This window comes from Sulfitobacter sp. 1A10359 (genome assembly GCF_043558145.1).
GTDB classification, from domain to species: domain Bacteria; phylum Pseudomonadota; class Alphaproteobacteria; order Rhodobacterales; family Rhodobacteraceae; genus Sulfitobacter; species Sulfitobacter faviae.
On the sequence record NZ_JBIFGB010000003.1, the window covers coordinates 134188 to 159505 of the forward strand.

Here is a 25318-nt window from a genome sequence, read left to right on the forward strand (position 1 = left end):
CATTCCCCCCGCGCCCTGTCACGGGGCGCGGGGCTTTGCCGGACCCCCAGATGACCCCCTGCACCCTCACCGCCCTGTCGGACCTCGCCACGCTCAACGTCGACACAATCATCGACGTGCGCGCGCCGATGGAGTTTGCCGAGGATCATCTGCCCGGTGCCATTAACCTGCCCGTGCTGTCGGACGCGGAGCGCGCCGAAGTGGGCACGATCTACAAGCAGGTCAGCCCCTTCGACGCGCGCAAGATCGGCGGGGCGCTGGTGGCGCAGAACACGGGCCACCATTTGCAAACGGCACTGGCGGATAAAGACGGCAGCTGGCAACCGCTGGTCTATTGCTGGCGCGGCGGGCAGCGGTCGGGGGCGTTCTCGACGATCCTCGATCAGGTCGGCTGGCGCGTGCAACTGCTGCGCGGCGGCTATCGCAGCTACCGGCGCTTGGTGGTCGCGGCGCTCTACGACACGCCCCTGCCGCATCGGCTGATGCTGATCGAAGGCGGCACCGGCACGGCCAAGACACGGCTGTTGCACCATCTGGCCAAGGCAGGCGCGCAGGTGCTTGACCTCGAAGGGCTGGCGCAGCACCGCGGCTCGCTTTTCGGTGCGGTGGACGGCGGGCAGCCGCATCAAAAGATGTTCGAATCTCGGCTCGCCCAAGCGCTATTGCCGCTCGACCCCGCGCAGGTGACATGGGTCGAAGCCGAGAGCAGCAAGATCGGCGACATCACCCTTCCGCCTGCGCTTTGGGCCGCGATGCGCGACGCCGCGCGGGTTGAGATCGCCGCCCCCTTGGCCGCGCGGGCGGATTTTCTGTGCCGGGCCTATGATGACCTGACCACCGACCCCGCCATGCTCGAAAACCGCATCGACAAGCTGCGGCCCTATCATAGCGGAGAGACGATCACCCAGTGGCAGACCCAAGCCCGCGCGGGTGATTGGGCCAGCCTCGCCGAAGGGCTGATCGGCCAACACTACGATCCGCGCTATGCCAAGGCCGCCAGCCGCAACCCCGCCCCGCGCGCCCGGCTGACGCTCGACCGGCTTGATGACAGCACATTGGCCGAAACCGCCGCCACGCTGCACAGCCGTTTCACCGCAGGCGGATAGAGGTCGCCCCCGCCTCAAGCCGCCCGATGATATGGCCCGCCAAGCCTTCGGCCTTTAACCGCGCCTGCGCCGCTTTCGCGGCATCCTCGGGCAAGGCTGCCAGCAGCCCCCCGGCGGTTTGCGGATCGTGGAAAAGCGGGTTCACCGGGCCTGCCGCCGCGATCGGGGCATCTGCCTGATTGACCGCCAGCAGGGAAGAGGCCACCCCCTGATCCGACAACGTCTGCGCGCCGGGGTAGATCGGCACCGCCTCCCCCCAAAGCTCCGCCGCCAATCCCGAGGCGCGGCAGATCGCTTGCACATGCCCGGCAAGGCCAAAGCCCGTTACATCCGTCATCGCATGGGCCTTGCTCAAAATCTCCGCCTCCCGCGCCTGCGGGGTGGCCATGACGCCGAGCGCTTCGGCCACCACCCGCCCCGGCGCGGTCCCTGCCATATGGCCTGCAAGGATCACCCCCGACCCGATGGGCCGGGTCAGCATCAGCAGATCGCCCGGCTGCGCGCCACCGAGGCCGATGGGCCTCGCGTCCCGCGTACCGGTGACCGTAAAGCCGATGGTCAGTTCCGCGCCCATGGTCGTATGGCCGCCCACGATCTGCGCGCCTGCACCCGCCATCACCTCCTGCGCGGCCACCGCGATCTCGCGCAGGGTCCGGGCCTGCAATTCGGGCGACATGCGCGGCAGGATGATCGAACTCAGCGCCGCCTGCGGTGTGGCCCCCATGGCCCAGACATCGCCCAAAGCATGCACCGCCGCGATCCGCGCCATCATTGCGGGGTCTTCGACAAAGCCGCGCAGATGATCCGTGCTCATCACCTGAAAACCACCGCCCGGTTGGCGTAGCACCGCCGCATCATCGCCCGCCCCGGTGAGCACATCGCCCGAGACGGGCGGCTGCACCTCGGCCAAAAGATCGCCCAGCACCGCGCCGCCCACCTTGGCCCCGCATCCGCCACAAAGCGGTTTGCCCGCCAGCGCCTCCTGCACGCCCGAGGCCACCGGGCCCGTCAGCGCATCGGTCTTCATCTCGGGCAGGTCATCGAGCCCGTCCATGAACTTCCGGTCGATCCGATCCTTCCACCGCCACAGCAGCCCACCGTCAAGGGCCAGCCCATTCCGCTCCGCCACGGCGGCTTTCTTGCCGAGTGAGATCAGCTTGAGATAATGCCGCTGCGGTTTGAACGCCCGCCGTGCCCCGCCGCTGAGCGCCGCGCGCAGGTTGTCGTGCAGCACCGGTGCCGCCCGCACGGCAAAGACACCGGCCTTGGGGCGCGGGCTGGCCTCCATATGTGCGCAATCGCCAACGGCGAAGAGCCTGTCATCATCTACCACCCCCAGATCGGCCCCGACGCGGATGAACCCCGCGTGCAGCGGCAGATCGGTCTGGGCAAGCCAGCCCTGCGGCACCGGCCCCGCAGCCCCCACGCAAAGCGCTGCAGGGATCGGCGCGCCATCCGCCAAGAGCACCTGCCGGTCGGTGATCTGCGTGACCTTGGCCTCAAGCGCCACGGTCACCCCAAGCTCCGCCATCTGCCGCCGCACCATCGCCTCGGTCCGGGGGGCCATGCCGGAAAGCTGCGGCCCATGTTCCACCACCGTCACCGCAGGCTGCCCCCCCGCGTCGCGCAGGGCAAAGGCCATCGCCATGGCAAGCTCGCAGCCCGCCACACCGCCGCCGATCACCGCCACCTCGGGCGGCTGCTCCCCCGCCTTGACCGCCGCGAGAAACTCCCGCCAACGCGCGGCATAGAGATCGAGCGGCTTGGCCCCGACCGCGTGCTCGGCAAATCCCGGCGGATCCATCTTGGCCGTGATGCCTATGTCGATCGACGCCACATCATAGGCCACGGCCCCGCGCCCTTCGACCGTGATCTCCCGCGCCGCGCGGTCGATCCCCGTCGCCGCCCCAAGGATCAACCGCGCCCCGGCGTGACGGCAAAGGCGCATGAGGTCGATCTCCAATGCATCGCGGTCGTAATGCCCGGCGATATGACCGGGCAGCATGCCGGTATAGGGCGCAGTGGGGCCGGGGTTGATCACCGTCAGCCGTGCGCCGGGCAGCGGGTCCATCCCCCATTTGCGCAGCACCAGCGCATGGGCGTGCCCGCCCCCCACCAGCACCAAATCCCGCGTCAGGGGCAGATCGCTTTGCACCAGATAGCCTCACTCTCTCTTTCCGCTTTGGATCATAGCTACCCCAAGCCGCCCGCCCGCGCCATCGGCCTGACCGAGATGTGAGCGGGCCGGATCAGCGCGGAAATGGCGCTTCCCCGCCCATTCGGGCCCGGAAAGCCGCCAAACCGGTAAAAAGGGTGACAATTCGCCACAAAACCCCCATGTACATTCCATCCCCGACCCTCTACCGACGGCCGGATTCCTTTGCCGTGGCTGGTAGCACCCCACGTGCCCGCCCCCCGCACAACGTTCAAGACAGGACAGCCTTCGTGATCCAGACTATTGCCGATGCCCTTGCCCAACAGGGTTATGAAACACTTACCGCCGTACAGGAGGCCGTCACAGACCCCGCGCTGAACGATCAAGACCTTCTGGTTTCGGCCCAAACCGGGTCGGGCAAGACGGTGGGCTTCGGCCTTGCCATCGCGCCCACGCTTCTGGGCGAGGACACGCATTTCGGCCAAGCAGGCGCGCCGCTGGCGCTGATCATCGCGCCGACGCGCGAATTGGCCATGCAGGTTAGCCGCGAGTTGACCTGGCTTTACGGCAAAGCGGGCGCGGTGGTCACCACCTGCGTCGGCGGCATGGACACCCGGACCGAGCGCCGGGCGCTGGACCGCGGCGCGCATATCGTCGTCGCCACGCCGGGGCGTCTGTGTGACCACATCAAACGCAACAACATCGACCTCGATTCCTTGCGCGCCGTGGTGCTGGACGAGGCTGACGAGATGCTCGACCTCGGCTTTCGCGAAGACCTCGAGTTCATCCTGTCGGAATCCCCCGAGGAACGCCGCACGCTGCTGTTCTCGGCCACCGTGCCCGCGGCCATCGCCAAGCTCGCGCAATCCTACCAGCGCGACGCGCAGCGCATCACCACCGTGGGCGAGGCCAAACAGCACAGCGACATCGAATACCGCGCGCTGAATGTGCATCCGCGCGACACCGAGAACGCGATCATTAACGTGCTGCGCTTCTACGAGGCCAAGAACGCCATCGTCTTTTGCAACACACGCGCCGCCGTGGCGCGACTGACCACGCGGTTCACCAACCGCGGCTTTTCGGTCGTGGCGCTGTCGGGTGAACTGACGCAGTCCGAGCGCACCAACGCGTTGCAAGCGCTGCGCGACGGGCGTGCCCGTGTCTGCATCGCGACGGATGTGGCTGCACGCGGCATCGACCTGCCGAACCTCGAACTGGTGATCCACGCCGACCTGCCCAGCAACTCCGACACGCTGCTGCACCGCTCGGGCCGGACGGGCCGCGCCGGGCGCAAGGGGGTCTCGGCGCTGATCGTGCCGCCCAAGATGCGCAGCAAGGCAAACCGGCTTCTGGGCTGGGCCAAGCTGAAAGTGGAATGGGCCGCACCGCCCTCCGCCGCCGAGGTCAACGCCGCTGACGAAGCCCGCCTGCTGGCCGATTCCGCATGGGTGGAGCCTGCGCCCGAGGATGCGGCGGAATTCGTCACCTCGCTGGTCGAGAAATTCAGCGCCGAGCAATTGGCCACCGCTTTCGTCAACCTCTACCGCAAGCGCCAGTCCGCCCCGGAAGAGCTGAGCGACCCCGGCGCGCCGGGCGAGGACAAGCCGCGCCGCGACTTTGGCCCATCGGTCTGGTTCTCGGTCTCCACCGGGCGCAAAGACGGGGCCGAGCCGCGCATGTTGCTGCCGATGCTCTGCCGCCGCGGCGACCTGACCAAGGACGACATCGGCGCGATTCGCGTGCAAGACAGCCATAGTTTCGTGGAGGTGGCCGAAGCCTCGGTGCCCGGTCTGCTCGACACGCTGGGCGGCGACATGAAACTGGAAGACGGCGTGGTGCTGACCAAGCTGGACAAAGCGCCCGATCTGCCGCGCGGCCCCAAGCCCGGCGGCAAACGTGGCCCGAAACCCGGCGGTTTCAAAGGCGACCGCGGCCCCCGCAAACCGCGCGGCGATTATGACCCGGATGCCGCCCCCGCCCCGCGCAAACCCCGCGCGAAATCCAGCGACGGCCCCGGTGCTGCGTCTTTCGACAAGCCGAAATACGACAAGCCGAAATTCGATAAACCCCGCGCGCCCAAGGGCGAACGCCCGCCGAAGTCGCATAAGACCGAGCGTAGCCCGATGAAACCCGGCGCGACGCCCAAGCCCAAATCGGGCGGCGACACGAGCGGCAAGCCCAAGGCAAAGGCCGTTTGGAAAAAGGAAAAGCCCGCGGGCGACGCCCCGCGCAAGGGCAAGGGCAAACCGACCACCTCGGCCACCACGCCGGGCGGAGAGAAGTCCTACAAACGGGCCTCCGACCCGTCGAAACGCTTCACCCCGCCGAATAAGATCGGCAAACAGGGCGGCAAGGGTGGCCCGAAATCGAAATAAGACCAAACGCCGGGGCCTCACCCCGGCGTTTTTGCATCCGGCGTCATTTCTTTAAAGAAATCGCCCCCTCTGGCCTCACCAAAGGGGGCAAACTGGCACTACTGGATCTTGCCTATTCGCGGTGTTCTTGGAACAGTTTACCCCGCCTTTGCGCGGGCTTCATTCGTGGGCTCGCCCACCCGTAAAGAAAGGTTTGCCCCATGGACGGCAATTTCAACGAGAACGACATCTCCCGCGTTGTCGAAGCCGACCGCGCGCATATCTGGCACCACCTGAGCCAGCACAAACCCTATGAAACCACCGACCCGCGCATCATCGTCGAAGGCAAGGGAATCCGGGTCTGGGACCAAAAGGGCAAAGAGCACCTCGACGCCGTCTCGGGCGGGGTCTGGACGGTCAACGTCGGCTATGGCCGCGAGAGCATCGCCAATGCGGTGCGCGACCAATTGATCAAGCTGAACTATTTCGCCGGTTCCGCAGGCTCGATCCCCGGCTCCCATTTCGCCGAGAAATTGCTCGACAAGATGCCGGGGCTGGACCGCGTCTACTATTGCAACTCCGGCTCCGAGGCGAACGAGAAAGCCTTCAAAATGGTCCGTCAGATCGCGCACAAGCGCTATGGCGGCAAGAAGCACAAGATCCTCTACCGCGACCGCGACTACCACGGCACCACGCTTGGCTGCCTCTCGGCGGGCGGTCAGGACGAGCGCAATGCGCAATACGGCCCCTTCGCACCGGGGTTCGTGCGGGTGCCGCATTGCCTTGAATACCGCAGCTTTGAACAGGACGGCGCGCCGCAGGAAAACTACGGTGTCTGGGCCGCCGATCAGATCGAAAAGGTGATCCTCGCCGAAGGCCCCGAAACCGTGGGCGCGCTTTGCCTCGAACCGGTCACAGCGGGCGGCGGCGTGATCTGCCCGCCCGAGGGCTATTGGGAACGCGTGCAAGAGATTTGCCGCAAATACGACATCCTGCTGCACATTGACGAGGTCGTCTGCGGCGTGGGCCGCACCGGCACATGGTTCGGCTATCAGCACTACGGCATCCAGCCCGACATGGTGACCATGGCCAAGGGCGTCGCCTCGGGCTATGCCGCAATCGCCTGTCTGGTCACGACCGATGCGGTCTTTGACATGTTCAAGGACGATGCCAGCGATCCGCTGAACTATTTCCGCGACATCTCGACTTTTGGCGGCTGCACCGCGGGGCCGACCGCGGGCATCGAAAACATGAACATCATCGAGCGTGAGAACCTGTTGGAGAACACCACCAACATGGGCCACTACATGCTAGAGCAGCTTCACGCGCTGGCCGACAAGCACAAGGTGATCGGTGATGTGCGCGGCAAAGGGCTGTTTCTGGGGGCCGAACTGGTGACGGACCGCGACAGCCGCGCCCCTGTTGAGGAAAAGCGCATTCAGGCCGTGGTGGGCGATTGCATGGCCCAAGGGGTGATCATCGGCGCTACCAACCGCTCCCTGCCCGGCAAGAACAACACGCTGTGTTTCTCGCCCGCGCTGATCGCCACCCGCGATGATATTGATGAGATCATCACAGCAGTCGATGGCGCCTTGGGCCGGGTCTTCACTTCGGCGTAAAACCGCGTCTTGCGGCATGCGACAGGCGGCATCGGTTGACCCGGTGCCGCCTTCGTCTATCTAAACCCCTGTCTTGCCCGAACATGACATCGCACCGAAAGATCGCCGCAGATCGAAACCCGCGGGATTTTTCTGAAAATGTAGCGCCTTCGCGGGAACCTCTTCCAATCCCCCCGCGTTGGCAAATGAGTAAACTGGGAGAAAGACATGAAGAAGTTTCTTATCGCAATTCCGATGATCGCCGGTCTCGCCGCTTGTGACGGCACCACCTCGAACCAAGGTGCTCTGACTGGCGCGGCTCTCGGAGCTGCCACCGGTGCTGCCGTTTCAGGCGGTGACGACAAGGTTCAAGGCGCAATCATCGGCGGTCTCGCAGGTGCGGCGGCTGGCAACTACATCGGCCAGACACAGTCCGGCAAATGCGTTTACCAGAACGCCAACGGCCAGCGCTACGTCGCGGCTTGCCCATAAACGGCTGACTTCGCGCGTTTTCGCGTTATCGGGGCTTCGACCATAGGTCGGAGCCCTTTTTCGTTTCCGCCCTTCCCCCACCTTGGCACCGGCATGATTTGATCCTAACAGGGGTCAAGCGCCCCAAGGGCGCGGGGAGGAACCATGACAACTTTAAGCGATATCGCGATCTTGCTGATCGCGGCCTTCGGCGCGGGGGTGTTGAACACCATCGCCGGGGGCGGCACCTTTCTGACCTTTCCCGCGCTGGTCTTTACCGGCATGCCCCCCGTGGCCGCCAATGCGACCAGCGCCGTGGCGGTGTTTCCGGGCTACCTTGCAGGCGCTCTTGGCTTTCGCAACGAGCTTGGCCGCTTCGACCGCCGCGCGCTGCTGCGGCTGTCCCTCATCACGCTGGCGGGCGGTGTGGTCGGTTCGGGTTTGCTTCTGATCTCTTCCAACGCGGCGTTTTCCGTTGTCGTGCCTTTCCTACTGCTCGCGGCGACGCTGGTGTTTCTGCTGGGCGACCGCATCCGCGCTTTCGCCGCCGCCCGTGCTCGCGCCGTGACGCCCCAAGGCGCGCTCGGCCTCTTTGCGGTCAGTGTCTATGGCGGCTATTTTAACGGGGGTTTGGGCATCGTTCTGCTGGCCCTTTTCGCGCTTTGGGGAATGACCGATCTTCACGGGATGAACGGCCTCAAGACCGGGCTGAGCTTCGTGCTCTCCTCGATTTCCGTGGCGGTCTTTGCCTTGGCCGGTCTGGTTGCATGGCCGCAGGCGCTGCTGATGATGCTGGCGGCCACGGCGGGCGGCTATGCCGGGGCGCCCTTGGCGCGGGCCTTGCCGAAAGAGACCGTGCGCTGGCTGATCGCGGCCATCGGGTTCGGCATGAGCGCGGTGTTTTTCTGGCGGCTCGTGGCAGGCTAACCCACCACCCGCGCCGCGCCGCTTTCGGGATCGAAAAGCACCAAGGGGTGGGTCGCGCTTTCGATCCGGCCCAGCCCCATGTCATCACGCAACAGCGCAACCGGCCCCGAGATCGCCCGCGCGAGGGCCACCTCCAGCGGCTCTCCCACCGCATGGGTCAGCGTATGGACCGCGCGGCCCATTTTCAGATCAGCCCCCGCCAGCGTGCCATCGGCCAAGGTCAACCGCCCCTCAGCGCGGTAAACCTCCCGCCCATTGAGGGTGAAGCCCGTGATATCCGACCCCGCCGTCGCCATGGCATCGCTGACGAGGAAAATACCGTCGCCCTTGGCCGCCAGCGCGTTGCGCATGGACGCCGGATGCACATGGATGCCATCGGCAATCAGCCCGGCATGAACCCCCTCTCGCGACAGCGCCGCCCCGACCAGCCCCGGCGCGCGGTTGCCCATCTGGCTCATCGCGTTGAACAAATGGGTGACGCAGGACGCGCCCGCGTCGAAGGCCGCCATACAGGTCTCGTAATCCGCATCGCTATGGCCGAGCGAGACCACGACCCCCGCCTTGGCCATCGCGGCGATCTGCGCGGTGCTGGTGTTCTCTGGCGCGACGGTGACCATGAGATTCGGCAGACGCGCGGCGGCGCGTAGGATCAAGGCGAGGTCCGCCTCACGCATCGGGCGGATCAGCGCCCCGTCATGCGCGCCCTTGCGCGAAAGCGCCAGATGCGGGCCTTCCAGATGCAGCCCGATGATGCCCGGCACCCCTTCTGCGATGGCGTCGACAGCGGCGTCGATGGCGGCTTCGGTCTTGTCGGGCGTGTCGGTGATCAATGTGGGCAAGAGCGCCGCGACACCGGTGCTGCGATGCGCGTCGGCCATGTGCCGCAGGGTCGCCAGATCGGGGCTGTCGTTGAACATCACCCCGCCGCCGCCGTTAACCTGAAGATCGACGAAGCCGGGGCAAAGCACGCCGCCCGTCATAGGCTCCGCCACGATGCCCTGCGGCACCTCTTCGGCGGTGAGGATGCGGCGGCTGCCGTCCTGCATCTGCGCCAGCACCTTGCCGGGGTGCAACCGCTTGCCGTCATGGATCTGCGCCCCGGTGAAAACCTTCGCGATCTCGCTCATCACTGAACTTCCTCCGCCGCGGCCTTGCAGGCCAGATGAAACGCCCCGTCCAGCGCCGTGCCCCGCGCCACGATCCGTCCTGCCAAATGGTCTTCCGGCAGGAAAGGCGCGTAATGCGGGCCGACCCCGCCGAGCAGACAGAGCGGATCGCCGGGCGCGAAATCCAGCGCCTTCAACGCGCGGGTGTAATAGGCCGCGCCCTCCCGCATCAACGCCTGCGCGTGATCGTCCCCGGCCTCAGCCGCCGCGATAACCTTGGGCGCGAATGCCGCGTAATCCCCCGGCTGCGCCGTCAGGCTGAAGGCCACGAAAGCCTCAGGATCATCTCCGAAATCCGCCAACAATGCGCGGATTAGGTCGGTGTGGGGCAATACCCCGTCATGAGATTGCAACGCCAGATCCAGCGCGCCGCGGCCCAGCCAAGCGCCCGATCCCTGATCCGCCAGATGAAACCCCCAACTACCGACATAGCGAAACGCCGTGCCATCGGTCGCGGCCACGATCGTGCCGGTGCCAATGGCCAAGACCCAGCCCGCCGCGCCTTCGCCAAGCGCGCCGACCACGCAGGCGGGGCGGTCATCCTCCGCAATGATCCGGGCATAGGGCAGCGCCGCGCGCAGCCGCGCTGCGTCCCGCGCGACGTTCATCCCGGCGAGGCCGAGAAAGGCGGTGGCCCCGGCAAGCGCCTCGGCAGGCAGCCCCGCCGAGGACGCCGCCGCTTCGACCGTGGTGCGGATATTGATCAGGGTCTGGTCCGGGTCATTGCCGATATTCGCCCGCCCGCCAGAGGCCCGGCCAAGGATACCATCGCGCTGCGTGCCGATGGCCGCACGGCAGCCGGTGCCACCGCCGTCCACGGCGATCAAAAGAGGGGCGGAAATGCTCATGCGATCGTTCTAGGCGAGGGGCCGGGCGAACGGAAGTGCGGGCGCGGCCCCGAGGATAAATTCGTCCAGCCGTAATGCCAGATTGAACTCCCCCTAGGGCCAGCCTAACCTTCGCCCCATGGCCCTGCCCGTCGAAACCTTTTTCCTGCGCCCCGATGCGCAAGGCACCCTGCAACAGCAGATCCAGCAGATGATCGCCCAAGGCATCCTCTCGGGCCGGTTCCAGCGGGGGGAGAAGCTGCCCTCGACCCGCAGACTCGCCGCGCATCTCGGCGTCAGCCGGATCACCGTGACCATCGCCTATACCGAGCTTTTGGCGAATGACTACCTCACCTCGCGCGGGCGGTCGGGGTATTTCGTCTCGGACAATGCGCCCGCCCCGCCCGCCTTCGCCCCCCGGGCCGAGGCGGATGACGCCATCGACTGGACCCGCGCCATCGGGCAGCGGTTCAGCGCCAACGGGCTGGCCGCCAAACCGCAGGATTGGGCCAGCTACCGCTACCCGTTCATCTATGGCCAAGCCGACCCGACGCTCTTTGATCACGCCAACTGGCGGCTTTGCGCCTTGCAAGCCCTCGGCCAGCGCGATTTCACCTCAATGACGACCGATTACTACGATCAGGACGACCCGCAGCTGATCGAGTTCATTGCCCGCCACATCCTACCCCGGCGCGGCGTCTCGGCCCGGCCCGAGCAGATCCTTATCACCCTCGGCGCGCAAAACGCGCTTTGGCTGACCGCGCAGGTGCTGCTGACCCAACGCCGCCGCGCCGTGCTCGAAGACCCGTGCTATCCGGCACTCAGCGGTATTCTCAGCCAATCCCGCTGCCACATCACGCCCGTGCGGGTGGATCAAGACGGCCTCCCGCCCGAGGCGATCCCCCCCGATACGGATGTGATTTTCGCAACCCCCAGCCACCAATGCCCGACCAATGCGACCATGCCGATGGACCGCCGCCGCGCGCTGCTGGCCCGCGCCCGCGCGCTGGAGGCGCTGATCGTCGAGGATGACTATGAGTTCGAGATGTCCTTTCTCAAACCCGCCTCGCCCGCGCTCAAATCGCTCGATGACGAGGGGCGAGTGATCTATGTTGGCAGTTTCTCCAAATCGCTCTTTCCGGGGCTGCGACTGGGGTATCTGGTGGGTTCCGAACCCTTCATCCGCGAGGCCCGCGCGCTGCGCGCCTCGGTCCTGCGGCACCCGCCGGGGCATATCCAGCGCACCGCCGCCTATTTCCTGTCGCTTGGCCATTACGACGCCCAGATCCGCCGCATGGGGCTGGCGCTGCACGAACGCCGCCGGGTCATGGACGCGGCGCTAGAGACCCATGGCCTGCGCGTGTCGGGCCGGGGGGCCTATGGCGGCTCGTCTTTCTGGATGCGCGCGCCGGAGGGCGTGGACACGGCGGAACTGGCCGAAAACCTGCGCGCGCAGGATGTGCTGCTGGAGCCGGGACATGGCTTTTTCGCCGGGGCTGAGAAGGCCACGAATTACTACCGGCTGGCCTATTCTTCGATCCCCGCCGCGCGGATCGAAGAGGGCCTCGGGCTGATCGCGCAAGAGATTGACCGCCTGCGCTGATCTGGCCTTAGGGCTGGCGCATTTCTGGCCCTAACCCCGGCCTGCACCTGCCCGTAATTTGCCGATAGCTTTGCCCCATGCCCAAAGGATCGCGCGATGAAAATGACCACCGAAGAAGCCTTCGTCAAAACCCTTCAGATGCATGGGATCGACACGGCCTTTGGCATTATCGGCTCGGCCATGATGCCGATTTCCGACCTTTTCCCCGCCGCAGGGATCACCTTTTACGACGGCGCGCATGAGTGCAATTCTGGCATGATGGCCGATGGCTACACCCGCGCCTCGGGGCAGATGTCGATGATGGTGGCCCAGAACGGGCCGGGCATCACCAACTTCGTGACGCCGGTAAAGACCGCCTACTGGAACCACACGCCGCTTTTGCTGGTGACCCCGCAGGCGGCGAACAAGACCATCGGTCAGGGCGGCTTTCAGGAGGTCGAGCAGATGGCGCTCTTCCGCGATATGGTCGCCTATCAGGAGGAGGTCCGCGACCCCAGCCGCATCGCCGAGACGCTGAACCGCGTGATCCTTCAGGCCAAGCGTCACTCCGCGCCCGCCCAGATCAACATCCCCCGCGATTTCTGGACACAGGTGATCGACATCGAGTTGCCCGCCATTGTCGAGTTTGAACGCCCCTCGGGCGGGGAGACGGCGATTGCCGAGGCGGCTGAACTGCTCTCGAAGGCGAAATTCCCGGTGATCCTGAACGGGGCGGGCGTGGTGATCGGTGGGGCGATCGACGACGCGCGCCAACTGGCCGAGCGTCTCGATGCGCCGGTCTGCTGCGGTTATCAGCACAATGACGCCTTCCCAGGCTCGCACCCGCTCTCGGTCGGGCCGCTGGGTTACAACGGCTCCAAAGCAGCGATGGAGTTGATCGCCAAGGCCGATGTGGTTCTGGCGCTCGGCACAAGGCTCAACCCCTTCTCAACCCTGCCGGGCTATGGCATCGACTATTGGCCCAAGGACGCCAAGATCATTCAGGTCGACATAAACCCCGACCGCATTGGTCTGACCAAGAAGGTCAGCGTCAGTATCGTCGGCGACGCGGGCAAGGTGGCACGGAGCATTTTCGACCGGCTGACCGAGGATGCAGGCGATGCGGGCCGCGACGAACGGCGCAACCTGATCGCCCAGACCAAATCCGCATGGGCGCAAGAACTGACCTCGATGGACCACGAAGACGACGACCCCGGCACCACGTGGAACGAACGCGCCCGCGACCGCGAGCCCGAGAAAATGTCGCCCCGTATGGCATGGCGCGCGATCCAGAAGGCGCTGCCGACCGAGGCGATCATCAGTTCCGACATCGGCAACAACTGCGCCATCGGCAACGCCTACCCGACCTTTGAGGCGGGCCGCAAATACCTCGCCCCCGGGCTTTTCGGCCCCTGCGGTTACGGTTTCCCGGCGATCTGCGGCGCCAAGATCGCCTGCCCGGACACGCCCGTCGTGGGTTTTGCCGGCGACGGGGCCTTCGGCATTTCCATGAACGAGATGGTGAGCGTGAACCGCGACGACTGGCCCGCCGTGACCATGGTGATCTTCCGCAACTACCAATGGGGCGCCGAGAAGCGGAACACGACGCTTTGGTTCGACGACAACTTCGTCGGCACCGAACTGGCGCAGGAAGTCTCCTATGCCGGGATCGCCAAGGCCTGCGGGGTCGAGGGGGTGCAGGTCTCGTCGATGGAGGAACTGACCGAGGCGTTGGACCGCGCGATCAAGGCGCAGATGAATGACGGTAAGACGACCTTCATTGAGGTGCTGCTCAACCAGGAACTGGGCGAGCCCTTCCGCCGCGACGCGATGAAGAAACCGGTCTCCATCGCCGGGATCAGCCGGGATGACATGCGCCCGCAACGGGTCTGAGCCATGGCGCTGGTGCTCGTCGTCAACGCAGGCTCGTCGTCGATCAAGGCGGCGGTCTTTGACGGCGCGCTGTCCGAAACCCTGCGGATTGAGGCGCAGGGCATCGGCCAGACTGGCGCCCTACGTGTGGGAAGCGCTCCGAGACAGCCTCTTGCATTGCCCGATCACCGCACCGCCTTCACCGCCATTCTTGCGGGACTGCGTGACGCAGGTATCGCGACATCCGACCTTAGCATTGCAGCACATCGCGTGGTGCACGGTGGCCCGGACCTGACCGAGACGACAGAAGTCACCCCCGCCGTGCGCGCCGCCATCGCCGCGGCGCAACCGTTGGCCCCGCTGCACAATCCGCATCACCTCAGCGCCATCGACGCCCTTGCAGCGCTGATGCCGGAGCTGCCGCAATTCGCCGCTTTCGACACCGGCTTTCACCGCACCAACCCGGACGTGGCGCGCCGCTACGCGCTGCCCGAGAAGCCCGAGACCGCCGCCCTCAGCCGCTACGGCTTCCACGGGATCAGCTACGAGAGCCTCGCGCGGAATTTCACCGCCCAAACCGGCGCCCCCCTGCCCGACCGCCTCTTGGCGCTGCATCTGGGCAACGGCGTCTCCCTCTGCGCGATCCGCGAGGGCCGCTCGGTCGCCACCACCATGGGATTCTCACCCTTGGGCGGGCTGACCATGGGCACCCGCGCGGGAGAGATCGACGCGGGCGCGGTGCTGCATCTGGTGGGCGATCTTGGACTGGAAGCCGCGCAGAGATTGCTGCACCATGAAAGCGGGTTGCTCGGCCTGTCGGGTCAGACCGCCGACATGCGGCAATTGGCGGAGAGCGACAGCGAGGCCGCCCGCTTCGCCCGCGCCCACTTTTGCTACTGGATCACCCGTCAGGCCGGGTCGATGATCGCCGCCATGGGCGGGATCGACGGCATCGCCTTCACCGGCGGGATTGGCGAGAACGATTCCGCGGTGAGGGAAAAGGTTCTTGCAAACCTCCGCTGGGCGGGAAATATTCCCTCGTGGGTCATCCCCGCCGCCGAAGAGAAACATATCGCGCGCCAAGCGCTTGCCCTGCTGAAAGCCCCCGCCCCCTCATGACGCATTCCCAGCCGCCGCTCGATCTGTCGCCCAAGGTCTCGGACGAGGTCCGCCGCACGACCTGCTACATGTGCGCCTGCCGCTGCGGCATCAACGTGCATATGAAGAAGGGCAAGGTCGCCTATATCGAGGGCAACCGCGACCACCCGGTGAACCGCGGCGTGCTCTGCGCCAAGGGCTCGGCGGGGATCATGCAGCACAATTCCCCGGCGCGGCTGCGCAACCCGATGAAACGCGTGGGCCCCCGCGGCTCGGGCGAATTCGAGGACATCAGCTGGGCCGAGGCGCTTGAGATCGCCACCGGCTGGCTTGCCCCGCTACGCCATGAGGCGCCAGAGAAACTCGCCTTCTTCACCGGGCGCGACCAGTCGCAAAGCTTCACCTCCCTCTGGGCGCAGGCCTTCGGCACGCCGAATTATGCGGCGCATGGCGGCTTCTGCTCGGTCAACATGGCGACGGCGGGGATCTATACCATGGGCGGCGCCTTCTGGGAGTTCGGCCAGCCCGATTGGGACCACACCAAGCTTTTCATGCTTTTCGGCGTGGCCGAGGATCACGACAGCAACCCGATCAAGATGGGGCTGGGCAAGCTGAAGAAACGCGGCGCGCGGGTGATCGGGGTGAACCCCATCCGCACCGGCTACAACGCCATCGCCGACGATTGGGTCGGCATCACGCCCGGGACCGACGGGCTGTTCATCCTGTCGCTGATCCACTGCCTGATGAAGGCCGGTCGCATCGATCTGGACTACCTCGCGCGCTATACCGACGCGCCGGTGCTGCTGAACAGCGACCCGAAGTCGCCCGAATTCGGCCTGCAATTGCGCGACGCGGACGGCAAGGCACTGGTGATCGACCGCAAGACCCGCAAGCTCACCCCCTTCGACCAACCCGGCGTGCGCCCCGACTTGTCGGCCACCTACCGCGCGGGCGGCATCACGCACCGCCCGGTGTTTCACAAGATGGCCGAGGAATACCTCGGCGAGGATTACACCCCCGAGGCCGTGGCGGAACGCTGCGGCATCCCCGCGCCGCGCATCCGCGCCATCGCCGCCGAACTGGCGCGGGTGGCCTTCGACGAGGCCTTCGAGATCGACCAGCCCTGGACCGATTTCCGCGGCGAGCGTCATGAGAAGATGACCGGCCGCCCGGTGTCCTTCCACGCCATGCGCGGCATCTCGGCCCATGCCAACGGCTTCCAGACCTGCCGCGCGCTGCATGTGCTGCAAATCCTCCTCGGCACCGTGGAGGTGCCGGGCGGTTTCCGCTTCAAACCGCCCTACCCCAAGCCCGCCACGGCGCATCCCAAGCCCCATTGCAAGGCCACGCCGGGCGGGCCGCTCGACGGGCCGCATTTGGGCTTCGTGCAAGGCCCCGACGATCTGGCGCTGTGCCCCGATGGCAGCCCCGCGCGGATCGACAAGGCGTTTACTTGGGAAAACCCGATGTCGGCCCATGGGCTGATGCATATGGTGATCTCCAACGCCCATGCGGGCGATCCCTACAAGATCGACACGCTGTTTCTCTATATGGCCAACATGTCGTGGAACTCCTCCATGAACCCCGGCGGGGTGATGGAGATGCTGACCGACACGGATGAGAACGGCGACTACGTGATCCCGCGCATCATCTATTCCGATGCTTATTCGTCGGAGATGGTGGCCTATGCCGACCTGATCCTGCCCGACACGACCTATCTGGAGCGTCACGACTGCATCTCGCTCCTCGACCGCCCGATCAGCGAGGCCGACGCCGCCGCCGATGCGATCCGCTGGCCGGTCGTTGAGCCGAACCGCGACGTGCGCGGCTTCCAGTCGGTGCTCTGCGATCTTGGCGCGCGGCTGGACCTGCCCGGGTTCGTGAACGAGGACGGCAGTCAAAAGTACCGCGACTACGCCGATTACATCACCAACCACGAACGCCGCCCCGGCATCGGCCCGCTGGCGGGGTTCCGCGGAGAGGACGGCACCCAAAGCGGCCGCGGCGCCCCGAACCCCGAGCAGATCGACCGCTACATTGAAAACGGCGGCTTCTCGACCCACCACATCCCCGCCGAGGCGCAATACTACAAGCCCTGGAACGCTGCCTATCAGGATTGGGCCGTGGGCATGGGCCTCTTCGACGCAGCCCAGCCCTACCTCTTCTCGCTTTATGTCGAGCCGCTGCGCCGCTTCCAACTGGCCGCCGAGGGCCACGGCGACCGCCAGCCCCCCGAGCATCTGCGCAACCGCATCAAACGCTGCATGACGCCGCTTCCGCATTGGTACGAGAGCGATCCCGAAGGCGCGCAGGGCTACGACGTCCATGCGCTTACTCAACGCCCGATGGCGATGTATCACTCATGGGGCAGCCAAAACGCCTGGCTGCGGCAGTTGCACGGGCACAATCCGCTCTACCTGCCCACCAAGATCATGCGCGAGAAGGACCTGCGGGACGGCGATTGGGCCCGCGTCACCTCTCCGCACGGCGGCATCACCGTGCCGGTGCAGGAAATGGCGGCGCTGAACCCCCATACCGTCTGGACCTGGAACGCCATCGGCAAGCGCAAGGGGGCCTGGGCGCTCGACAAAGACGCGCCCGAAGCGACCCGCGGCTTCCTGCTGAACCACCTCATCCATGAGCTTCTGCCGCCCAAGGGCGACGGGCTGCGCTGGTCCAACTCCGACCCGATCACCGGACAGGCCGCTTGGTTCGACCTCAAGGTCCACATCGAAAAGACCGAGGCCCCCGCCGAGGCCCAGCCCGAAATACCGCCGCAACGCTCGCCTATCCCGCCCGCGCCGCGCGACATCGCGTGGAAGGTGGGCAAATGACCCCCTTCGCCCCCCGCGCCGCGAGAACGACCCTTCAGGACCGCCAGACATGACCACCCTTCCCGACCAAACCGAGCGCAAACTCGGCCTCGTGATCGACCTCGACACCTGCGTCGGCTGTCATGCCTGCGTGATCTCCTGCAAGGGCTGGAACACCGAGAATTACGGCGCGCCCCTGTCGGACCAAGACGCCTATGGCAGCGATCCTTCGGGCACCTTCCTCAACCGCGTGCACAGCTACGAGGTCCAGCCCGAGGCGGGTGCGGCGCAACTGGTCCATTTCCCCAAATCCTGCCTGCATTGCGAAGACGCGCCCTGCGTCACCGTCTGTCCGACGGGGGCCAGCTACAAGCGGGTCGAGGACGGCATCGTGCTGGTCAACGAAAGCGATTGCATCGGCTGCGGCCTCTGCGCTTGGGCCTGCCCCTACGGCGCGCGCGAGATGGATCAGGCAGCCGGCGTGATGAAGAAATGCACCCTCTGCGTCGACCGGATCTACAACGAGAACCTGCCCGAAGAAGACCGCCAGCCCGCCTGCGTGCGCACCTGCCCCGCGGGCGCACGGCATTTCGGCGATCTGGGCGATCCCGACAGCGCTGTCAGCCAGTTGGTAGCAGAGCGTGGCGGCGTGGACCTGATGCCCGAGCAGGGCACCAAACCGGTCAACAAATACCTGCCGCCGCGCCCGCGTGACACGCTTGGCCCTCCCGAGGGCGAGATCGACGTGCTCTCCCCCTTCCTCGCCCCGGTGGACGAGGGGCCGAAGGGCTTTCTCGGCTGGCTCGACCGCACTTTGGAGAAGCTCTGATGCATCCGGCGCCTTCCGTTATTCTGTTCAGCAGCCTGTCGGGCATGGGATTTGGCCTGCTTGCATGGCTCGGGATCGGCCTGCCTGCGGTGACCGGCTGGGTCGCTTTCGTCTTCTTCGCGCTGGCCTATCTTTTGGCCGTGGGCGGGCTCATCGCCTCGACCTTCCACCTCGGCCACCCGGAGCGTGCGCTCAAAGCCTTCACCCAATGGCGCAGCTCTTGGCTCAGCCGAGAGGCTTGGGCCTCGGTCGCGGCGCTGCTGACCATGGCCGCCTATGGCGCGGGGCTGGTGTTTTACGACACGCGGCTTTGGCCCTTGGGGGTGATCGGTGCGGCGCTGTCGCTGCTGACGGTGCTGACCACGGCGATGATCTATACCCAGATGAAAACCGTGCCGCGCTGGCACAGCGTGATGACGCCGCTGAATTTCCTGTCGCTCAGCATCGCGGGCGGTGCCCTGCTGGCGGGGCAGGTGACGGCGGCGATGATCCTGCTGGCGCTGGCGGGGGTGGTGCAGATCGCCACATGGTGGCGCGGGGATCGGGCGCTTGCAACCTCGGGCAGCGATATCGCGACGGCGACGCGGCTGGGGGAACATGGCAGCGTCCGCGCCTTGGAGCCGCCCCATACCGGCACCAACTATCTGCTGCGGGAATTCGTCTATCAGATCGGGCGCAAACATGCGCTGAAACTGCGGGTGATCGCGATTGCGCTGATGGTGCTGCTGCCGCTGCTGCTGTTGCTCTCGCCCGTGTTCCACCACCTTGCCGCCGGTCTCGCGGTGCTCAGCCATGCGGCAGGGGTGCTGACCGCGCGCTGGCTGTTCTTTGCCCAAGCCGAACATGTGGTCGGCCTCTATTACGGCAAACGCTGAACGCAAAAGAGGGGGTGTCTTCACCCCCTCTTCGTATCGGCCAACCTGTTTACATTAGGTTTAGTTCATCAGCCCCGCATGGCGCAGGGCCGCATCGACCAGTTCCTTGGTCGGGTCGGTCAGTTCCGTGAGCGGCAGACGCACCTCGTCCGAGCAGAGGTCGAGCCGCGACATGGCGTATTTCACACCCACAAGCCCCGGTTCGGTAAAGATCGCCTTGTGGAGCGGCATAAGACGGTCCTGCAATTCCAGCGCCTTGGCATAATCGCCCTCAAGACAGGCGGCCTGCATCTGCGCCACAAGGCGCGGCGCGACATTGGCGGTGACCGAGATGCAGCCGACGCCGCCTTGGGCGTTGAACCCATGCGCCGTGGCATCTTCGCCGGAGAGTTGGCAGAAATCCGGGCCGCAGGTAATGCGCTGATCGCAGACGCGCGCCAGATCGCCGGTGGCGTCCTTGACGCCGACGATGCGCGGCAACTGGGCCAGTTCGCCCATCGTTTCGGGCATCATATCCACCACCGAACGACCCGGGATGTTGTAGATGATAATCGGCAACTCACAGCAGTCATGGACGGCAGTGAAATGCGCCACCAGCCCGCGCTGCGTCGGCTTGTTGTAATAGGGCGTCACCACCAACAGCGCATCCGCGCCGACTTTCTCGGCATGGCGGGCAAGGCGGATGCTTTCGACCGTGTTGTTCGACCCGGCGCCCGCGATGACCGGAATGCGGCCCGCGACGGCTTTGACCACCTCTTCTACGACGGTCTCATGCTCGGCATGACTCAGCGTTGGGGATTCGCCAGTGGTGCCGACGGGGACAAGCCCGCTCGACCCTTCGCCGATGTGCCATTCGATAAGTTTCTTGAGCGTATCCAGATCCAGCGCGCCGTTGCGAAACGGCGTGACGAGGGCAGGCAGAGAGCCTTTGAACATGTGCACGCTCCTTAAGTGCTGGCCGGCGGAAAACCGGACTGGATGAGGGCTTTTGCGGGCGCTACGGTTTGATAAACGGCGCCCGAGCCATATGTTGCAAGGCTCTAGCCTCGGAGACGTGGGAAATGCAAGCGATGACGCGCCTGATGGCGATCCTCATGAGTGTTTTTGTCCTGACCGTGCCTGCGGAAGCGCAGCGCCCGCGGCCTTTGGGCTGGGCGATGGATGCGATGCGCAGCGGCAATTGGGACGCGGCTGCGGCGCTGGCCGCCCGTGACGGGCAGGTCGCCGCCGATGTGATCGAATGGCACCGGCTGCGCGCCGGGCGCGGCTCCTATGCCGACACGCGCGATTTCCTGAACCGCAGACCCGACTGGCCCGGTGAGGCGTATCTGCGCCGGCAGAGCGAAGCGGCGGTCATCAAACAGGGTGAGAGCGAGATACTGGATTTCTTCTCGGCCATGGCCCCGCAGACCCCGCGCGGCGTGCTGGCCCACGCCGAGGCGCTGATCAACAGCGGCCAGCGCGGTGAGGCCGAGGCGAACCTCGTTCTGGCGTGGCGCACCATGCCGATGAACGCCAGCAGTCAGGCCCTTTTCACCGAGGCCCACGGGAGCCTTCTGGCCCCACATCACGCGGCGCGGCTGGAAGAGATGCTCTGGCAGCGCGAACATTCCGAAGCGCGGCAAATGTTCGATCTGGTTTCAAGCGCCGACAAGGCGCTGGCCGAGACCCGCATCGCCCTGCAAAAGCTGGAAAGCGATGTGAACGCCAAGATTGACGCCCTGCCCGCCTCAAAGGCCGATGCGCCGGGGTTGGCCCATGACCGCTTTGAATGGCGCATCCGAAAGGGCCTACGCGAAGACGCCAAAGAGTTGATGCTGGCGCGCTCGACCTCGGCTGCCGATCTCGGACAGCCCCCCGCATGGGCCAATCGCCGCCGTGCCTTGGCGCGGGATGAAATGCGCAATGGCGAGGCGCGGACGGCCTACCGGTTGGCATCGCAGCATTTCCTGACCGATGGCTCGAACTATGCCGATCTCGAATGGCTCTCAGGCTATATCGCGCTGCGGTTCTTGGACGACCCCACCACCGCTCTGGGCCATTTCCAGAACCACGACAACGCCGTGGAATCCCCCATCAGCCAAGGCCGCGCGGGCTATTGGCAAGGCCGCGCGTTAGAGGCGATGGGCGATGCCCAAGGCGCGGCGAAAGCCTATGCCATGGGGGCGGAATACCAAACCTCCTTCTACGGGCTGCTGGCCGCCGAACGGGGCGGCATCCCCTTTGACGAAAAGCTCGCAGGCGCGGCACCTGAGCAAGACTGGCGCAGCTCTCCGCTGGCCCGTGCGCCCCTGTTTGAGGCCGGATTGCTGCTGCAAGCCTCGGGCGAGCTGTCCACCGCCGAGCGGTTCTGGACCCATTTGGCTGAACAACTCGTCCCCGAAGACATCGCCCTGCTGGGGCAAGCCGCCATCGACGTGGGCCAGCCGCATATCGCGGTGATGATCGGCAAACGCGCGGCGCAGCGGGGGCTGGAGGTGCCCGCCCCCTATTACGCGCTGCACAGTCTGGTGGAGAAAGACCTGCCGATGGCGACCGAAATGACCCTCGCCATCGCGCGGCGTGAAAGCGAATTTGATCCCAATGTGCAAAGCGGCGTCGGCGCGCGCGGTTTGATGCAGATCATGCCTGCCACGGCGCGGGACGTGGCGCGCGATCTTGACATCTCAGGCCAACACACGACGGACCGCCTGACCGCCGACCCCGATTACAACGCGCGGCTTGGCGCGACCTATCTGTCGCAGATGGCGGGGCTTTTCGACGGCAATGTCTCCATGATGTCGGCGGCCTATAACGCGGGCCCCAGCCGCCCGCGGCGCTGGATGGCGACCTATGGCGACCCGCGCAAGGGTGAGATCGACATCGTCGATTGGATCGAGATGATCCCCTTTCGTGAGACGCAGAACTACGTCATGCGGGTGACCGAAAGCCTGCCCGTCTATCGCGCCCGTCTGGGAAAAGACCCGCTGCCGATCCCCTTTAGCGAAGAGTTAACCGGATCGACGTTGAAGGCGTTCGCGCCATAGGGTGAACAGCCCCGCCGCCACGATCATACCCGCGCCCAGCACCACGCTGGGGCGCAGCACTTCGTTAAAGACCGACAGGCCGATGATCACGGTAAAGATCAACTGGGTATAGGCGAAGGGCTGCACCGCGCTGGCCTCGGCCACCTCGTAGCAGCGGATCAGCAGCCAATGGCCCGTGACCCCGGTGATGCAAAGCGTGCCCATCAACAGCCAGTTGCCCGGGGTCATCGGCTCCCAAAACCAGATGCCGACTGCCGTCATGACCGCCGCACCGGTCACGCCTGTCCAAAAGAAACTCGTCGCCGTCGTGTCGCGCCGCGCGACATAGCGGGTCAGCAGGCCATAGACCGCAAACATCGCCGCCCCTGCCAGCGGGATCGCAGCGGCAGGGTCCACCACCCGAAGCCCGGGTTGCAAGATCACCAGCACCCCGACAAAGCCCACACCAATCGCGGCCCACCGCCGCCAGCCGACTTTCTCACCCAAGATCGGGCCAGACAGCGCCGCCACCAAAAGCGGGTAGCAGGTAAAGACCGCATGGCTCTCCACCAACCCCAGAATGGTGAAGCCCAGCACCATCGTGCAAATCTGCGCCGAGAGCAGCACGCCCCGCAGGATTTGCACCGCGGGCTGTGTTGTGGCGGCGGCGCGGCGGATGCCGCCTGCCTTGCGCAATGCCAGCGCAATCACGAAGGCCGCGAAAAACCAATAGCGGATCATTACCACCATCAGCACATTGTAATTTTCGGCAAGATGGCGCGACAGCCCATCTTGAACGGCGAAGACCATCGTCGTGGCGATCATCAGCATGATGCCGAGCGGGATATTGTTAGACTGGCTCATGCGGGCATCCGTGCGCGGGTCATATGGCGTTTGCGGCCATAGCCGGGGATGCGGGAAACCTCGAAACCGCCCGCGGCGAGGGCCCGGCGCACGAAGCCCGCGGCGGTATAGGTCGCCGCACTGCCGCTCGGTGCGGTATGGCGTGCCACCTCGGCCATCAGATCATCGCCCCAAAGCTCGGGGTTCTTGGCCGGTGAAAACCCATCAAGGAACCAAGCATCGGCCTGCCCCTGCCATGCGGGCAGGGTTTCGCGCGCGTCCCCAATGATGATCTCGGCCCGCAGGCCGGGCAGTTCCAACACGCCACCCGCGCCATCCCACGCCGCTGTCAGCGCATCGCGCCGCCCGTCGAGCGCGGGAAAGGCCGCATGGGCCTGCGCCATATCCTCGCGGTGCATCGGGTAGGCTTCGAAACTGGTGAAATGCAGCGGCCCGTCATGGCCCGCCCGCATCCAAGCATCCCAAGCCAGCAACAGGTTCAGCCCGGTGCCAAAGCCAAGTTCAGCGATGTGAAAGCCGGGGCGGAACCTCTCGGGCAGGTCATTGCCCGCCAGAAAGACATAGGCCGTCTCAGCCGCGCCATCTTCCAAGCTGAAGTAGGGGTCATCGAACTGGGTCGAGACGGGCACTTGGCCCGCGCGCCAAGTGATCTGGGCATTCTGGTCTGGCACGGCACGTCCTGCTAGAGGGGGAAAGAAGTCGCGCAGACACTGCGCAAGCTGGCGGGGAATGGCAATGGTGGATGTAACCGTAAGAGGGGCCGGGATTTTTGGCCTGTCGGTGGCTTGGGCCTGCATCCGGCGCGGGGCTGTGGTGCGTGTGGTCGATCCGTCAGGACCGGCAGCGGGGGCTTCGGGCGGGATCGTGGGCGCGCTGGCGCCGCATGTGCCAGAGAATTGGAACACCAAGAAAGCCTTTCAGCTTGAGAGCCTGCTCAGCGCCGAAGCCTTCTGGGCCGAGGTCGAGGCCGAGGGCGGTCGCGCGCCCGGCTATATCCGCAGCGGGCGGTTGCAGCCGGTGGCGGATGACGCGGCCCTCGCGCTGGCGCGGCAACGGCAGGACACGGCAGCCGCGCTTTGGCAAGGCCGCGCCCGGTGGGAGTTGATCCGCGCCGAGAGCCGCGATTGGGCCCCGCAGAGCCCCACCGGCTGGCTGATCCGCGACACGCTAAGCGCCCTCGTCCACCCGCGCCACGCCTGTGCCGCCCTCGTCGCGGCGCTGGCGGCCAAAGGCGTTGAGATCGTGGCCGAGGCCCCCGATATAGGTCTGACCCTCTGGGCCACTGGGGTCGCGGGGCTGGAGGCGCTGAATGCGGGCCATCCGCGTTTGGTTGGCGCGGGCATCAAAGGGCAGGCCGCGCTCTTGCGGCTGGACCGGGGCGGCGCGGCGCAGCTTTTTGCCGATGGGGTCCATGTGATCCCGCATCTGGATGGCACGGTGGCTGTGGGCGGCACCACTGAGCGAGAATATGACAGCCCCGACAGCACCGATGCACAGCTCGACGCGGTGATCGCCAAGGCCCGCGCGGCGGTCCCCGCATTGCAATACGCGCCGGTCGTCGAACGCTGGGCCGGGCTGCGTCCGCGCAGCCGTAGCCGCGCGCCGATGCTGGGCCCGTGGCCGGGCAGACCGGGGCATTACATCGCCAACGGCGGCTTCAAAATCGGCTTCGGCATGGCCCCCAAAGTGGCAGAGGTTATGGCCGATCTTCTGCTCGAAGGGCGCGATGCCATCCCCAAGGGTTTCAGGGTCGAGGACAACCTCTAGACCAACAAA

19 protein-coding genes are annotated in these 25318 nt (G+C 65.9%); 13 read left to right on the forward strand and 6 right to left on the reverse strand.

Features of this window, described 5'->3' with window-relative positions; genetic code table 11:
- The first annotated feature begins 50 nt into the window (after positions 1 to 50).
- Complete coding sequence (gene mnmH, locus ACGYK2_RS09100; RefSeq protein WP_271688422.1) at positions 51 to 1106, forward strand: tRNA 2-selenouridine(34) synthase MnmH; 1056 nt, start codon at positions 51 to 53, stop codon at positions 1104 to 1106.
- Here mnmH and selD read toward each other — a convergent pair.
- On the reverse strand, positions 1090 to 3261 hold the full coding sequence (gene selD / locus ACGYK2_RS09105) for a selenide, water dikinase SelD (protein ID WP_394374287.1): 2172 nt from the start codon (positions 3259 to 3261) through the stop codon (positions 1090 to 1092). The two genes, mnmH and selD, sit on opposite strands and share 17 nt — an antisense overlap.
- A 290-nt stretch (positions 3262 to 3551) precedes the next feature.
- On the opposite strand from selD, the gene ACGYK2_RS09110 reads away from it, so the two are divergent.
- The 4 genes from ACGYK2_RS09110 to ACGYK2_RS09125 all read left to right on the forward strand — a co-directional run bounded on the left by ACGYK2_RS09110 (position 3552) and on the right by ACGYK2_RS09125 (position 8611).
- Complete coding sequence (locus tag ACGYK2_RS09110; RefSeq protein WP_271688423.1) at positions 3552 to 5636, forward strand: DEAD/DEAH box helicase; 2085 nt, start codon at positions 3552 to 3554, stop codon at positions 5634 to 5636.
- A 200-nt stretch (positions 5637 to 5836) separates the two neighbouring features.
- Positions 5837 to 7234 carry an aspartate aminotransferase family protein gene (locus ACGYK2_RS09115; RefSeq protein WP_271688424.1) on the forward strand — a complete coding sequence of 466 codons (1398 nt, stop codon included), beginning with the start codon at positions 5837 to 5839 and terminating at the stop codon, positions 7232 to 7234.
- Positions 7235 to 7441: 207 nt separating this feature from the next.
- Positions 7442 to 7705 carry a glycine zipper 2TM domain-containing protein gene (locus tag ACGYK2_RS09120; RefSeq protein ID WP_209216644.1) on the forward strand — a complete coding sequence of 88 codons (264 nt, stop codon included), beginning with the start codon at positions 7442 to 7444 and terminating at the stop codon, positions 7703 to 7705.
- Between the two features lie 144 nt (positions 7706 to 7849).
- Positions 7850 to 8611 carry a sulfite exporter TauE/SafE family protein gene (locus tag ACGYK2_RS09125; protein ID WP_271688425.1) on the forward strand — a complete coding sequence of 254 codons (762 nt, stop codon included), beginning with the start codon at positions 7850 to 7852 and terminating at the stop codon, positions 8609 to 8611.
- Here ACGYK2_RS09125 and nagA read toward each other — a convergent pair.
- Both nagA and ACGYK2_RS09135 read right to left on the reverse strand, forming a co-directional pair.
- Complete coding sequence (gene nagA, locus ACGYK2_RS09130; protein WP_271688426.1) at positions 8608 to 9738, reverse strand: N-acetylglucosamine-6-phosphate deacetylase; 1131 nt, start codon at positions 9736 to 9738, stop codon at positions 8608 to 8610. The two genes, ACGYK2_RS09125 and nagA, sit on opposite strands and share 4 nt — an antisense overlap.
- Positions 9738 to 10625, reverse strand: a complete 888-nt coding sequence (locus ACGYK2_RS09135) for a BadF/BadG/BcrA/BcrD ATPase family protein (RefSeq protein ID WP_271688427.1) — start codon at positions 10623 to 10625, stop codon at positions 9738 to 9740. Before ACGYK2_RS09135 ends, nagA begins: the two co-directional genes overlap by 1 nt.
- Positions 10626 to 10743: 118 nt before the next feature.
- On the opposite strand from ACGYK2_RS09135, the gene ACGYK2_RS09140 reads away from it, so the two are divergent.
- The 6 genes from ACGYK2_RS09140 to ACGYK2_RS09165 all read left to right on the forward strand — a co-directional run bounded on the left by ACGYK2_RS09140 (position 10744) and on the right by ACGYK2_RS09165 (position 19673).
- Positions 10744 to 12207, forward strand: a complete 1464-nt coding sequence (locus ACGYK2_RS09140; protein ID WP_271688428.1) for a PLP-dependent aminotransferase family protein — start codon at positions 10744 to 10746, stop codon at positions 12205 to 12207.
- Between the two features lie 96 nt (positions 12208 to 12303).
- On the forward strand, positions 12304 to 14079 hold the full coding sequence (gene xsc, locus ACGYK2_RS09145) for a sulfoacetaldehyde acetyltransferase (RefSeq protein ID WP_394374288.1): 1776 nt from the start codon (positions 12304 to 12306) through the stop codon (positions 14077 to 14079).
- A 3-nt stretch (positions 14080 to 14082) separates the two neighbouring features.
- Positions 14083 to 15177 (forward strand): acetate/propionate family kinase, encoded by a 1095-nt coding sequence (locus ACGYK2_RS09150; protein ID WP_271688431.1) that lies wholly within the window; start codon positions 14083 to 14085, stop codon positions 15175 to 15177.
- A complete protein-coding gene (locus ACGYK2_RS09155; RefSeq protein ID WP_271688432.1) occupies positions 15174 to 17990 on the forward strand; it encodes a molybdopterin oxidoreductase family protein in 2817 nt (938 codons plus the stop codon). The genes ACGYK2_RS09150 and ACGYK2_RS09155 overlap by 4 nt, the downstream gene beginning before the upstream one ends.
- A 49-nt stretch (positions 17991 to 18039) precedes the next feature.
- Entirely contained in the window at positions 18040 to 18798 is a 759-nt protein-coding gene (locus tag ACGYK2_RS09160; protein WP_271688433.1) for a 4Fe-4S dicluster domain-containing protein, read from the forward strand.
- Positions 18798 to 19673: a DmsC/YnfH family molybdoenzyme membrane anchor subunit gene (locus ACGYK2_RS09165; RefSeq protein ID WP_271688434.1), complete on the forward strand. Its 876-nt coding sequence runs from the start codon at positions 18798 to 18800 to the stop codon at positions 19671 to 19673. Before ACGYK2_RS09160 ends, ACGYK2_RS09165 begins: the two co-directional genes overlap by 1 nt.
- 60 nt (positions 19674 to 19733) lie before the next feature.
- Here ACGYK2_RS09165 and dapA read toward each other — a convergent pair whose 3' ends face one another.
- Complete coding sequence (gene dapA / locus ACGYK2_RS09170; protein WP_067265665.1) at positions 19734 to 20609, reverse strand: 4-hydroxy-tetrahydrodipicolinate synthase; 876 nt, start codon at positions 20607 to 20609, stop codon at positions 19734 to 19736.
- A gap of 125 nt (positions 20610 to 20734) precedes the next feature.
- On the opposite strand from dapA, the gene ACGYK2_RS09175 reads away from it, so the two are divergent.
- On the forward strand, positions 20735 to 22699 hold the full coding sequence (locus ACGYK2_RS09175; RefSeq protein ID WP_271688435.1) for a lytic transglycosylase domain-containing protein: 1965 nt from the start codon (positions 20735 to 20737) through the stop codon (positions 22697 to 22699).
- Here the strand turns inward: ACGYK2_RS09175 and ACGYK2_RS09180 are convergent.
- Positions 22664 to 23542, reverse strand: a complete 879-nt coding sequence (locus ACGYK2_RS09180; RefSeq protein ID WP_271688438.1) for a DMT family transporter — start codon at positions 23540 to 23542, stop codon at positions 22664 to 22666. The genes ACGYK2_RS09175 and ACGYK2_RS09180 overlap by 36 nt on opposite strands.
- On the reverse strand, positions 23539 to 24213 hold the full coding sequence (gene mnmD / locus ACGYK2_RS09185; RefSeq protein ID WP_271688439.1) for a tRNA (5-methylaminomethyl-2-thiouridine)(34)-methyltransferase MnmD: 675 nt from the start codon (positions 24211 to 24213) through the stop codon (positions 23539 to 23541). Before mnmD ends, ACGYK2_RS09180 begins: the two co-directional genes overlap by 4 nt.
- A gap of 58 nt (positions 24214 to 24271) precedes the next feature.
- Here mnmD and ACGYK2_RS09190 point away from each other — a divergent pair, with 58 nt between their 5' ends.
- The gene (locus ACGYK2_RS09190; protein WP_271688440.1) at positions 24272 to 25309 is read left to right on the forward strand and encodes an FAD-binding oxidoreductase; all 1038 of its coding nucleotides are present in this window, start codon (positions 24272 to 24274) and stop codon (positions 25307 to 25309) included.
- The last annotated feature ends 9 nt before the right edge of the window (positions 25310 to 25318 follow it).